Genomic DNA, 12,815 nt, shown 5'->3' with positions numbered 1-12,815 from the left:
GAAATGGGGTCGCTTGCCATAAATGCCTGCGGCCAGTTGGTCAGGCAGGGGATATAACGGTGCGGTTGCCTGAGCATGACCTTGCCGTCTCAAAGGAGAGGTCCATGACCAGTTTCGCCGAACTCAAGCTTGCCGAGCCAATTCAGAAGGCTCTCGCGGAAGAAGGCTACGCCACCCCGACCCCGATTCAGGCCGGCGCCATTCCTTACCTGCTCGAAGGCCGCGATCTTCTCGGTCTGGCCCAGACCGGCACAGGCAAGACGGCAGCATTCGCGCTTCCCATTCTGAACCATATTTTCACGAATCGTCGCCCCGCGCCGCCGAAGGGCGTCCGTGCCCTGGTTCTTGCGCCCACGCGTGAACTGGCGTCGCAGATCGGTGAGAGCTTTGCTGCTTATGCGCGGCACATGAAGTTCTCCTATGCCGTCGTCTTCGGTGGGGTCGGGCAGGGACGCCAGATCGAGGCCACCCGTCGCGGTGTAGACGTCCTCGTGGCCGCGCCCGGCCGTCTGCTTGATCTGATCGGGCAGAAGCATATCGATCTCTCCACTCTGGAAATCCTCGTTCTCGATGAGGCAGACCGGATGCTGGACATGGGCTTCGTGCGCGATATCCAGCGCATCATGGCCCTGCTTCCCAAGCAGCGTCAGACCCTGCTGTTCTCGGCAACCATGCCGCCGTCCATCAGCGACCTGGCCCATTCGCTTCTGAAGAACCCGGCAACGGTTCAGGTCACGCCTGAATCGAGCACGGTTGATCGTATCAATCAGGCTGTCATGTTCGTTGACTCGGGTAGCAAGAAAGATGCGGCTCTCATGCTGCTGGAAAGCCCGAGCGTAGCCCGGGCTGTGGTTTTCACGCTGATGAAGCATGAAGCCAACAAGGTTGCCGAATTCCTGAACAAGAACGGGATCCGCGCGGAAGCCATCCACGGCAACAAGTCCCAGGGTGCCCGTGAGCGCGCCATGGCCGGTTTCCGCAGTGGCGCCATCAAGGCGCTGGTCGCAACCGACATCGCGGCCCGCGGTATCGACGTGGACGAGGTCAGCCACGTCTTCAACTATGATCTGCCGAATGTGCCGGAATCCTACGTTCACCGTATCGGCCGTACGGCCCGGGCTGGACGTGAGGGTTGTGCAGTCTCCCTGTGTGACGCTGAACAGCGCGCATGGCTCAAGGATATTGAGAAGAAGATCGGCAAGCCCATTCCCGTTGTGATGGATCATCCCTTCCATTCCGAAGATGCCCGACTGTCCACGCAGCGTCCGCCGGTTCTGGGCGGTGGTCGTGGTGGCGGCGGTGGTGGACGTCGTCGCTCGGGACCGCCCTCGGGTGGTCGTCCAGGTGGTGGCCGTGGTGGCGCGCCCGGTCGTGGTGGTCCCCGCCCAGGCGCGCGCTGATCTCATTCAAACGCATACTGAAAAGGCCGCCTCTGCCAATGCAGGGGCGGCCTTTTTGCATTCCAGTCTGACAACAAGCATCAAAATCATGCGCTCCAAGAATGGTGACGTGTTCAGAGTGCTTTATGGGGGATATGGCGGAGGGAGTGTCCGTCGCTGTGAGGCGTCATGGAAAAGCGGATCGGCTCAATAACTGTTGTTTTTTCATGTATTTACTAAAATCCATGCCGTCCTGAAAAACCAGATAGACGCATGTAGTAGGGATTGACCCCTCGAAGAGAAAGCCTGGCAGAAGGGACAGACCGTTCCGGATCTGACCTTCGCACAGGTTGCCGAGCAGTACATCACCGAGCAGGCTCCCGGCTGGAAAGATCCGCGCTCGGCGCCCATGTGGCGCAGCTCTCTGGACCGCCATGTCTATCCCATCCTCGGTCCGAGACCGATTGGCAGCATGCAGACAGAAGACGTGCTCGCTGTCCTGCGACCGATCTGGGAGAACACGACCGAAACCGCAACACGGCTGCGTGGACGGATGGAGCGTATTCTGGATTACGCGCAGGGCCATCACTGGCGCGAAGGCGAAAACCCGGCCCGCTGGCGGAGTCATCTGGCCAACATCCTCCCCAAACCCACGGCGGTCGCCAGGGTGGTGCATCATGCAGCCGTGCCCTATCGCGACCTCTTACCAGGCTATAGCCGCCTCAGCGCCTAGCATGGTGTGGCCGCACGCTTCTCGTCTGCCTGACCGCAACCGAAGCCTTCCCGCAGCCCTAGAGGGATCAGACCCTGCATTCCAAGGGGGGGCTTCCGCAGGAGACCTGCCAAATACGACAGACGGAAGTACAAGTGTCGTAACTGCATCGAGATCATATTCGGAAGGCTCAAGCCTGGAGGTTCGTCTCAACACGCTACGACAGATGCCTGAGCATCTTCTTCTGGTACTCCACTATCCCCATAATGGCCCGCATCGGTCGCACATAACGGACTGTCAAACAATCAGGGAGCAAATCTCTCCTTCACGGGCGGATGCGCGAGAAAGCCAGTTGGGCAAGACCGGCACTTAAGATGGCTGAAAGTATAAGTAGCAGAAGGGAAAGGGAGGGAGGGACCATGAAATGACCTGACAATGCTCCCCTCATCCCGTCAATTCCGTAAGTGAGGGGATTACAGAATGCCAGAGCACGGATGAACGTTGTCTGGCCTTCAAGGGGAAACACCGCGCCTGAGAGATAGAAAAGAGGCGTGACGATAAAATTGACGATTTGCGAGAAACTCTGCGCGTCGCTCATGACGGAACCGAGGATTGAGCCGAAAAAGGCGAAGATCAGTGCTATCAGGAGCGCAAAGAGGAGAGCGAGCCCAATCTGCCCGGCACCGGGCAAAACATTTCCTGCGACAAGACAGAGCAGACCCACGAGTACGGCCTGAAGCAAGGCCACACTGGCAACTCCGAGCGCCCTGCCCAGCAGAATCCAGATGCGGGACACCGGTGCCACAAGCGTTTCCTTGATAAAGCCGAACTGACGGTCCCAGAGAAGATCTGAGCCTGAGTAGACGGCATTAAACAGAATGCCTGCGCCGATCACACCAGGAGCGAGAAAGGCGAAATAGTTCCCCTCTCCAGCCTTGCGAAAGACAGGTGCAAAGCCAAGGCCGAGGGCTATCAGGAACAGAAAAGGCTGGGCCAGCGCCGAGATGACACGCCCGCGTGCACGTAGAAAACTCCGGATCTGTCGCAGCCAGAGACAGTAAAGGACATCGACCATGTCAGGCTCCGGCAACGGCAGAAAGGTCTTCTTCCGCCTGTTCTTCAGCGGTCAGAAACAAGAAACTATCCTCAAGGGTCGTTTTTTCGGAGTGACGGATGATGGCATCCACCGAGCCCTGGATGATGATACGCCCCTTCTTGATCACGGCCACGTTGTGGGCGAACCGCTCTACTTCATCGAGATAATGGCTGGTCAGGAAAATGGTCGTTCCGTATTCGCTTTGGAGATGCTGCAGATGCGCCCAGAGGATACGCCTGCTTTTCGGATCGAGGCCAAGCGTAGGTTCATCCAGAAAGACCAGAGCCGGTCGGTGCAGAAGCGCGCGTGCGATCTCGATACGCCGTCTGAGGCCGCCGCTCAGTGCATCGACCATACTGTCACGACGATCGGAAACATCAAAAAGGGCAAGCACGTCTCCGATACGTGCGCGTCTCTCTGCGCGTGGAATCTGATGGAGGACACAATGCATCCACAGATTCTCATGCACGGTCATAGTTTTATCGAGCGTACAATCCTGAAATACTACCCCAAAATGGCGACGTGCGCCCATCGGATCTTTCGCGAGATCCACACCATTTAGTAGGATGCGCCCTTTGTCCGGGGGAAGAAGGGTAGTCAGCATTTTGATGGTGGTGGTCTTACCTGCGCCGTTTGGCCCCAGAAAGGCAAAGGTTTCACCCGCAGCGACCGAAAAATTCAGCTGGTCGACCACGATTTTCCCACCATAACACTTAAGAAGTGACTCCACGATGATGGCAGGGGGACGCGAGGGAGGTGCGCTCATCAGACAGCGGGCTCGGCAGGTATGGGGGGCTTGAGAAGTCCCCAGTGCGTAAGGGCCGCAATGGCCCGCCCGATGCCTTCTTCATCTTCGATGAGAGGTGCGAGCAAGCGGGCTTTTTCCGAAACAGAACGTGCACAAGCCTTGTTGATTGCATGGGCAAGCTTTTCGGCCGTGAGCCTTCTTCTATTAAGGATCATGGGTGTGATGCCGATCGTATTGAGGCGCCAGCTCCAGTAAAACTGGTCTGCCAGGAACGGAATAATGACCTGCGGCAGGCCAACGCGTGAGGCTGCTGCAACCGTGCCGGCACCACCATGATGCACCGCCATCGCGACACGTGGAAACAGCCAGTCATGCGGGGCATTCTCGATAAAGAAGAGGGAATCGTCCTTCTGCCCGCGCAAGGCACGCAGTGCGCCCCAGCCAGTCGCAATAATGGCTCGTCTGCCTGTCTGGCGCACAGCATCAAGGATCATGCGTGTGAATGCTTCGGGGTTGCCGCACATCATGCTGCCAAAGCCGATATACAGAGGTTTCGAGCCCGCTTCGAGAAACCGCGTGAGAGCCGGGGGAGGAGTCCATTCTTCCGTCTGGTCGTAGAACCAGCTGCCTGTCACGGCAATTCGATCAGAAGGCCAGTCGTCTGGCTGTGGCTGCAGATGGCGACTGAAGGCATAAAGCAGATACTGATTGCGAGTATGTTTGCTTCTCCTTGACCATGGACCACGCCATCCTATCGGAGCCAGGTCAAGATCGCTCCGCATGATGGAAACAGGTGCCGACATGAGTTGCCAGATCAGAAATCGTGCCAGATGAGTCAGAAGAAGGTTGGCGGTTCCGGGCAGAGGCAGATTGGGGTTGGGCCAGAGCGGCGGAATATGTCTGGAGGGTGTCATTGGCATGAACTGCGCCTGCACAAAGGGAATATTGCGCTTCTCGGCAATTGAGGCACCAAGTGCCGTAGCCGATCCCGAGCCAATGACGAGTTCTGCTCCTTCGGTTGCGGCCAGGGCCTGTTTAACCCAAAGAGGCATCCAGTCGCACAAGGCGCGTGCCATTTGTCTGCCAATACGGAGTTGGTTGCCGTTGTCCATGGCAGCATGTTCTTTTGCCATAAGATCGGCGAAGTCTGATTCAATGGGGATGAGATTCAGGCCACCGCCAACAATGAGTGGGCGATGTCGTGCGGACGTCACAATGTGGATGTCATGCCCCAGGGCGGAAAGGCGTCTGCCAAGTGCCACAAAAGGCCGGGCATCTCCTTGCGTTCCAATGGTAAATATTACGATTTTCATCAGGAATATCGATTTCGGTTCAGGCAGCGGTGAGCGAGGGAGGGATCGCTTGCCCAAGAGCCGGATGAGAGCAGATCAGACGCGCCACGGCTTCCACATGCCCTGGTGTCAGCATGTCACCATGACGGCATGGTAAATCATGAGCGAAAATCTGTCCTGTTGTAAACTCTGACCAGGCCTGTGGGCAATCGGTGACGAGCGTGTCGGTCTTTTGGCTGGCACGTAGGAAAAGGATATCGACATCCGTTTTTGCGGGACGATGAGCGACCAGCATTTCCAGATTGCTACGCGTCACAAGGCGTATTTTTTCAGCAAGTTCTGCCAGGTCGCCTGTCTCACTGCTTGGCAGAATCGGAAGGAGAGCAGTGTCGATACCGGCGAGAAGAAGATCTGCCAAGTCATCCAGGGTCTGTGGCTCGGACGCGCCTGGCTCTGTGTTGATGTGCAGGAATGCAAGCGCTGCCTTGAGCGCCTCCGGACTGTCCGGAGTCAAAACTCCATCTCCAGAAAGACTTGGATAGGCGTCGAGTAGCGTGAGAAGAGCAATTTCCTCTCCAGCCTCACGCAGGAGATGGGCAATGCCTTGAGCGATGACGCCTCCCATTGACCAACCGATGATATAATAGGGGCCTTGTGGCTGTAGCGTACGGATATTCTCGACATAGCAGTGGATTAACGCCTCGAGTGTTAGAGGAGGGTCATCCTCAAGGAGAAGTCCAGCATTCTGCAGACCATAGACAGGATGTCCCTCAGGCAGGAGAGGTGCGAGCGTATTGAAGCTCCAACTCATACCGATGACCGGATGAATACAGAAGAACGGCGGTTTGTCACCGACGGTACGGATTGGCAATGTTACGGAGAGCGGATCGAATGCGGCAGACTTCCCCTCGAAGAGAGGGGCCAGAAGGGCAATCGTAGGTGCAGCGAAAACCTGCCCAATGGGCAACTCGTAGCCTTGGGCAGAGAGTGCAGCCGCCATTTCCACCACCATGATGCTGTCGCCGCCCAGATCAAAGAAACTGGTATTGATATCGACTTTGTCTACATTCAGCAGGGAGCACCAGAGGTCTGATAACATCTGCTCGGCTGGCGTCGAGGCATAGGTCAGAGCCTTTACAGACGGTAGTTCCTTGAGGATCTTCAAAGCAGAACGATCGAGCTTGCCACTTGTCAGACGGGGAAGGGCCTCAACACTGATGAACTGGGCCGGAACCATTTGTGGCGGCAGAAGGGCGAACAATGCCCGCCTTATCTGTGCCGGATCAAGTATTGTCTCTGGAACAGCAGGAACCAGATAGGCGGCAAGGAGAGTCTGCGTTCCTGTTGTCTCGACCACAACAGCGGCTTGAAGAATCTCCGGTAAACCTAACAGGGTGCTCTCGATTTCGTTAGGCTCGATCCGCATGCCGCGTATCTTGACCTGCTGATCGGCACGTCCGAAAATCGTGAGAACACCGTGCTCGTCGAGCACAGCCAGATCACCTGTACGATAGGCGCGGGCTGTTCCTGGTTGGTCCGGATCCGGAATAAAGCGGCTGATCGTCAGATCAGGACGGTTCAGATATCCCGTTGCGACTCCATCTCCCGCTATCAGCAACTCGCCAATTATACCATCGGGCACTATATTTCCCCACCGATCGATAACAGAAAGACGTGTATTGGCCAAAGGCAGGCCTGCTGGAGGAGAATCACTTTCATGCAGGGTCAGCTGATAGGCTGTGGACCAGATGGTCGTCTCGGTTGGACCGTAAAGATTATAGGCGCCTCGGCCAAGCCGGACCATCTGCCGGGCCATATGAGGGGGCAGGGCTTCGCCACCACTCAGAAAAAGAAGTCCCTTGAGGGCATTCTCTGCAACAGTGCCGAGAATGGTCTGCCACAATGTCGGTGTTGCCTGCATGACGGTCACGCCATGATCGATGATCAGCGCGGCCAGTCGTTTCGGATCACGGACATCCTTCTGTGTTGCGATTACGCAGCTTGCTCCGCTCACAAGTGGAAGGAGAGTTTCAAGGACGGCGATATCAAACGTCCAGGTCGTCACGGCAAGCAGGACATCAGCAGCACCGAATGCGAGACGTTCCTTGATGGAGTGCAGGAAATTGCTCAGGGCAGAGCGCGGGACGACTACGCCTTTAGGGCGTCCCGTCGTGCCAGAAGTATAGGTGACATAGGCGGTGTCGCCAGGAACGCTTTCAGTCGGGGGAGGGGGTGCAGACTCTCTGTTAAGAGGGTGCGCGCGAAGTGTGTCACTATCAATATACCAGGCTGTGCGCTGGCAGGCCCAGTCGGCATAAGTCTGGTCTGGCAGGATGACAAGGCTGGGTCTGGCATCCTCAAGAATCAGTCTGGCGCGCGGAAGGGGAGCATCGACATCAATAGGAAGCCAGGCAGCACCTGTCCTGATGATGGCTGCCATGCACAGGACCATACGTCGGTCGCGGGGCAGCGCCAGAGCTACCAGATGTCCCGGACCAATCCCCGCGTCTCGGAGAACGGATGCCAACCGATCAAGGTTTTCCAGAAAGTCTTCTCTGGAAAGAACCGTTGAGGCATCGCTGATGAGCATCGAAGTACCAGAGCGGATTCCCTCTGTCACAAGCAGGGGCAGGGGTGTATCGGGCCAGAGCCGTACCGTTCGGCTGTTGCGTTCAGCCTGCTGCGCTCTTTCTGCATCCGTAAGGATGAGGCATTTTTCGAGGGGAATCTCTGGCGTGGCCAGTAACGTATCGCAAAAACGTAGAATGCGGTTCAGATGGGCATCGAGTTCGTCTTCCGTGTAAAGGGCCGGATTGGCATCACACTGGATGCACAGACCGCCCCCATCTTTGCGGTCGAAGACGAAGATGGTGAGATCTTCCATTGCGCCATTGCTCAGGTTGACATTGCGCACGGCCAGATCACCGAAAGGCAGATCGTAGTCGAATGGCTCGATATTGATTCCGATGCGGCTGATCTGGTGCGTCGCGCCAGACAAACCCAAATCACGTCTGAGGTCCTCGTAGCGATATTGCTGATGACGCAGGGCACCGCGCATGGCGCGCCGTGCCAGAGTGATCATCCCGGTAAAGTTCGTACCAGGCTCGATCCGGAAGCGAAGCGCCACAGCATTAGCGACCATACCTGGTGTCTGTCTGAGCGCACGCGTCGCGCGTGCGCTCACCGGCATGCCTACGACGAGGTCATCCTGCCCTGTCACACGATAGAGGTAACTGACGAGAAGTGCCGTCAGGATCTGAGGTAGGGTCGATCCGTTGGCGCGCCCCAGCATGGCGAGGGCTTCCGCCCTGGCACCAACCATCATTTTCGAGCGGGTGATAGCACCACCATGGTCTCCACTTGGGGGACGATGAGGTCTGAGCGAGAGAGAAACAGGTTCCGGCGCATCACGCAACTGCTCAAGCCAGTAAGCCTTGTCCAATAGATATCGCTCGGAAGCGCGATAGGCTTTCTCTTGCTCGTGCAGTGTCGCAAGAGGCAGAAACGCTGAGCAGGGCGCCTCTACGTCCTTGAGACGTGCCGTATAGAGTGTCGCTACACGCGCTGCGATCAGACCGCCCGCGAAACCGTCAAGCACAGCATGATGACAGCAATGAAACCAGATCCAATGTGTCTCACCTACTCTCAGAAGGGCATTCTGCCAGAGTTCGTCTTTTGCCAGATCGAGCGGTGCCCGAAGACGAGTTTGCATCCAGAGGAGTGCCGCATTGTCTGGATTTTTTGCTTCCCGACAATCAATGACCGGACAGGATGCTCCAGCGTCAGGAAGGATCTCATAAACCAGTCCTTCGTGCGTCTGTATGATTCTGGTTCTGAGCGTTTCGGCTTCTGCCTGGGTTTGCTGCAGGGCAGAAATGAAGGTCTGGAAGTGCAATGAACCATGCAGGTGAATAGCTTCAGCAATATTCAGGTTAGACCCGGACGGCGCTATGAACTGCGTCATCCAGAGGCCTCTCTGTGCCTGAGTTAACGGGAGTCTCTCGTGACAAATCGCGCGTTGCATAGCCGAGTGGACAATCCATTGTGAAAAGGATGATAAAATTCACGACATATCGTTATAAATACGGTACGAAATGATTGTTTCATATTCAATCCATGGGACGCAATCTGTTGCATCTTTTTGGCCGTCCCGGAATTGATGGATATTGTTTCTCCAAGTCGTGAACTCATAAAAATTGTTGGTGTTTAGCGGCACGCGTGATTCAAGGTTTCGGGCTGAGGGGGCCTTGATGACGCGCTGCCGCTATGAACTCACCGACTGCGAATGGTCTATCCTATCGCCGTTGCTACCCAACAAGCCGCGTGGTGTTTCCCGCGTCGATGATCGCCGTGTGCTGGATGGGCATCCTTTGGCGCTTTCGGGCAGGTTCGTTCTGGGCAGAAATCCCCGAACGCTATGGGCCGCCGCCCACCTGCTGCAACCGTTTCGTCCGCTGGCGAAAAGCTGGGGTTTGGGATCGGCTTCTTGAGGTCGTTTCAGCGGCTTACGATGGTGACATCGTCATAATCGATTCGACCTGTGTTCGCGTTCACCAGCATGCAGTCACGGGAAAAAAGGGGATGGAAATGATGGCGGCATGGGACGTTTCCGCGGCCGCCTTACCAGCAAGATCCACGCCCTAGCTGTTTAGTCTTGGGATTTGGTGGTGCGGGCTTTGTTTGAACCGTGATGGTTTTTTTCCCCTGCTGGCAAATGAATGCGTATGGCGTGAGACCGCGCAGGGTCTTGAGCCTGCGGGCGAAATTGTAGGCTGCGACGAAGTCCGCGAGGTGGCGGCGGAGCTGGTCGTGCGTTTCATAGTAAAAGCGCTTGACGGTTGCCTCTTTGATCGTGCGGTTCATTCTTTCCACCTGGCCGTTCGTCCAGGGGTGTTTCACCTTGGTCAAACGGTGCTCGATACCGTTTTCATCACAAACCCGGCCGAAGATGTGATGGAAGGCATAAATATCGCAGGCCCGATTGGTGAACTGGATGCCGTTATCGGTCAGAACCGTGTGGATTTTATAGGGAACGGCCTCGATCAAGCGCCGAAGGAACCCCGCTGCGACCATTTTACCCGCCTGCTGATGAAGCTCGACAAAGGCGAACTTGCTGGTCCGGTCGATGGCGACGAACAGGCGCAACTTGCCCTCAGCTGCCTGAACCTCGGCGATATCGATGTGAAAGTAACCGATCGGATAGGTCTTGAACTTGGCATGCTTCGGTTTGTCGCCTTCGGTATCAGGCAGGCGGGAGATGCCGTGACGCTGAAGGAAGCGATGCAATGAAGAGCGCGTCAGGTGTGGGATCGTCGCCTGTAGCGTATAAAGGCAATCGTCCAGAGGCAGCAAAGTATGACGGCGGAATGCCAAGAGATCGCTTCTTCCTCGGTCGACAGGACGGTCGAAGAAGGAGCCTTCGGGCCGGTGCGGCAATCCGATGTATCGCTCCGCCTTTTCCATTTGGCGACCATCTTCGGGTTGACCCCGTAGCGCTCCCGTGAAGAATCTGGCCCATAGCGCTTCCTTCCACGCGTGTGAAAATAATGCACCATCAAACCCCGGGACTAAACAGGTAGGCTGCGAGGAAACAGGAGCATGGCCGGCGTTTCAGTCAAATCCCAGTACCACAAGCCGTTTTCTCTCGGTGTTCGATTGGGATACGCGATCTGTCACGTTTGCCGAGGAGATGCGCGTCCAGCGCGCCTTGGTCTGCGTCACTGACCATCTGTCTCGTCGCAACCGCCATGTTTTGGCTGTGAGTCTTAAACCGCGAATGACAGATATTTTAGCTATTCAAATTGAAAGCGGACTTCTGTGAGTGACGACGAGAGAGTGGAAACTTGCGAATTTTATCCTCCGTACACGCCTTCAATATGATCTGCGATTTCATCGGCCACGCTGTTCCCATTCACCATTATGCTATTCGGTGCGATATGCTCCCGTTAGCAGGATGAAGGCGTTAGACGATATTGATTTAAGTATAAACTCAGAAACAGAGTCTCCCACGAAGAGAGGTGGAGGAATTAGGGGTGAGTAACTATATTTTATTTGAGATTTATAATAAAAACCACTTCGAAAAACTACGTAATTGCGTAGAAATATTTAACAGGCACATAAACACTGAGGTGTCGGTACATATAGAGGCATTGAAATCCGAATTAGGAGACGATTTTGTAAAAAACTTCCCGACGTATACAAAGAAAGAGGATGAGGATTGGCGAAAGCGTTGGTTTAATACTCCAGTAAATATTCGGAAGCATGATCCTGGTTTGAAAAGGCGGATGAGTTTTGAATCTTTGGTGTCTGGTTTGCTAGAAAACGATTTTCAGTATTTACGTGTTGCAAGAGATGATGAAGGGATAGGGCGTTTAGAGTTCGATTTTGCGTCTTGGCCTTATGGAGGCTTAATACAGTTAAAAAACCTTGTTCGAGTTTTTAGTCACCGCATTATTGGCATAGACGACGGCACTGGATTCACTTCTTTGAATCTAGAGCACGACAAAGAAATCTGATCTAGGGCCTGTTAGGCCTTGATAGAGTCTGCGGTTGCAGCGATGAGGATGACGGAGAAGAAGGATGCGGCGGTCTTCTCATATCGGGTCGCGACAGCCCGGCATTCCTTAAGCCTTGCCCGCAGATTTTCGACCAGATGCCGGTGTTTGTATGCCCATTTTGGACAGGCGACTTCTGGATCGTTTTTCCTGGGTGGGATGACGGGACGAGATCCGCGGTTCCAAAGATCTTTACGGAATTTATGTGAGGCATACCCACGGTCGCAGACGACATACGGTAGTTCGTGCGCCTGTCCGGGTGACTGCGTGAAAGACAGTGCCTTGCCATGTCCATCCGCAGCTACGCAGACCTTGGTGCCAAACCCTCCCCGTGAGCGGCCAAGAGCCTCACGATCTTTTCGGCGTTCTCTGAGCCCCCTTTTTTAGCCGCTCCGGCCGCCTTGTGATGGGCACGGATTGTCGTGCCATCAAGAAAAACCATGCCCAGGCTCCGATCCCCATCTTTGACCTTGTCAAAGAAGCGCTGTCACACACCGAGCTTCGACCAGCGAATAAACAACTGTGCCGCAATCCACCAGGGACCAAACTCGGGTGGCATGGCACGCCATTTCGCGCTGTTCTGGCGTCACCAGAACAGCGCGGATATCGTCCGTCGAAGGTTCTTCGGTGGAGTTTTTCCCTTCGGACGGACTTCCTCGATCAGCGGTTCCCATACAGACCAGGCCTGATCAGAAAAAACAGACTGCATCATGCTCATCACAAACAGCTATGCAGTCCGTTCTGTCATTCAAGGTCTAACAGGCCCTAGCTGGCGCTCCGTATATGTCTGACAGCGAAACGCTTTAGAGACTAGGTCACGTTGACAAAAGATCTATACGATCTGCCTGAGATCTGATTCACTTCCTGCCTGTGGGGTAAGGAGCAGAGAGAACAGGCATGGCACGAGGCGATCTGACGGATCAGGAATGGGCGATAATTGGTCCGCTTCTGCCTTCTGAGCGTGGACGTTGGGCGCGCCCGTCTGGAGATAACCGCCGTTTTCTCAATGGTATGCTGCACATCCTACGCACTGG

Annotated in this window: 8 protein-coding genes and 3 pseudogenes; 5 read left to right on the top strand and 6 right to left on the bottom strand. The window is 55.5% G+C overall.

Annotated elements, in window-relative coordinates; genetic code table 11:
* The first annotated feature begins 104 nt into the window (after positions 1–104).
* Together HKD27_RS12425 and HKD27_RS12420 are read left to right on the top strand one after the other, a co-directional pair.
* Positions 105–1,400 carry a DEAD/DEAH box helicase gene (locus tag HKD27_RS12425; protein ID WP_194689741.1) on the top strand — a complete coding sequence of 432 codons (1,296 nt, stop codon included), beginning with the start codon at positions 105–107 and terminating at the stop codon, positions 1,398–1,400.
* A 313-nt stretch (positions 1,401–1,713) separates the two neighbouring features.
* The gene (locus HKD27_RS12420; RefSeq protein WP_408875981.1) at positions 1,714–2,112 is read left to right on the top strand and encodes a tyrosine-type recombinase/integrase; all 399 of its coding nucleotides are present in this window, start codon (positions 1,714–1,716) and stop codon (positions 2,110–2,112) included.
* A gap of 304 nt (positions 2,113–2,416) precedes the next feature.
* Here HKD27_RS12420 and HKD27_RS12415 read toward each other — a convergent pair whose 3' ends face one another.
* From HKD27_RS12415 to HKD27_RS12400, 4 genes are all read right to left on the bottom strand, one after another.
* A complete protein-coding gene (locus tag HKD27_RS12415; RefSeq protein WP_062494179.1) occupies positions 2,417–3,166 on the bottom strand; it encodes an ABC transporter permease in 750 nt (249 codons plus the stop codon).
* Position 3,167: 1 nt separating this feature from the next.
* Positions 3,168–3,881, bottom strand: coding sequence for an ATP-binding cassette domain-containing protein (locus tag HKD27_RS12410; RefSeq protein ID WP_197436616.1), 714 nt, complete (start codon positions 3,879–3,881; stop codon positions 3,168–3,170).
* Between the two features lie 71 nt (positions 3,882–3,952).
* Positions 3,953–5,248, bottom strand: coding sequence for a glycosyltransferase (locus tag HKD27_RS12405; protein ID WP_194689739.1), 1,296 nt, complete (start codon positions 5,246–5,248; stop codon positions 3,953–3,955).
* A gap of 19 nt (positions 5,249–5,267) precedes the next feature.
* Complete coding sequence (locus tag HKD27_RS12400) at positions 5,268–9,251, bottom strand: non-ribosomal peptide synthetase (RefSeq protein ID WP_228518509.1); 3,984 nt, start codon at positions 9,249–9,251, stop codon at positions 5,268–5,270.
* Between the two features lie 226 nt (positions 9,252–9,477).
* On the opposite strand from HKD27_RS12400, the pseudogene HKD27_RS12395 reads away from it, so the two are divergent.
* Positions 9,478–9,870: pseudogene (locus tag HKD27_RS12395) on the top strand (IS5 family transposase); the annotation flags it as partial.
* On the opposite strand, the pseudogene HKD27_RS12390 reads toward HKD27_RS12395, so the two are convergent.
* A pseudogene (locus HKD27_RS12390) lies at positions 9,868–10,701 on the bottom strand (IS481 family transposase). The pseudogenes HKD27_RS12395 and HKD27_RS12390 overlap by 3 nt on opposite strands.
* 558 nt (positions 10,702–11,259) lie before the next feature.
* Between HKD27_RS12390 and HKD27_RS12385 the strand changes: the two are divergent.
* Entirely contained in the window at positions 11,260–11,742 is a 483-nt protein-coding gene (locus HKD27_RS12385; protein WP_194690216.1) for a hypothetical protein, read from the top strand.
* 11 nt (positions 11,743–11,753) lie between these two features.
* Here the strand turns inward: HKD27_RS12385 and HKD27_RS12380 are convergent.
* A pseudogene (locus HKD27_RS12380) lies at positions 11,754–12,490 on the bottom strand (IS5 family transposase).
* Between the two features lie 188 nt (positions 12,491–12,678).
* Here HKD27_RS12380 and HKD27_RS16790 point away from each other — a divergent pair.
* A partial coding sequence (locus HKD27_RS16790) for a transposase (RefSeq protein WP_370544274.1) occupies positions 12,679–12,815 on the top strand: 137 nt, incomplete at its 3' end.

Origin of the sequence: Gluconobacter sp. R75690 (assembly GCF_015244525.1) — a bacterium.
In the GTDB taxonomy this organism is placed as follows: Bacteria; Pseudomonadota; Alphaproteobacteria; order Acetobacterales; family Acetobacteraceae; genus Gluconobacter; species Gluconobacter potus.
The sequence above is the reverse complement of the archived record's forward strand: the minus strand, read 5'-3'. Positions and strand labels throughout refer to the sequence as shown.

Bases quoted from the DNA above. Each gene is read 5' to 3' on its own strand.
- HKD27_RS12405 (WP_194689739.1), bottom strand. From the start codon at position 5,248: ATGAAAATCGTAATATTTACCATTGGAACGCAAGGAGATGCCCGGCCT.
- HKD27_RS12400 (WP_228518509.1), bottom strand. From the start codon at position 9,251: ATGCAACGCGCGATTTGTCACGAGAGACTCCCGTTAACTCAGGCACAG.
- HKD27_RS12415 (WP_062494179.1), bottom strand. From the start codon at position 3,166: ATGGTCGATGTCCTTTACTGTCTCTGGCTGCGACAGATCCGGAGTTTT.
- HKD27_RS12425 (WP_194689741.1), top strand. From the start codon at position 105: ATGACCAGTTTCGCCGAACTCAAGCTTGCCGAGCCAATTCAGAAGGCT.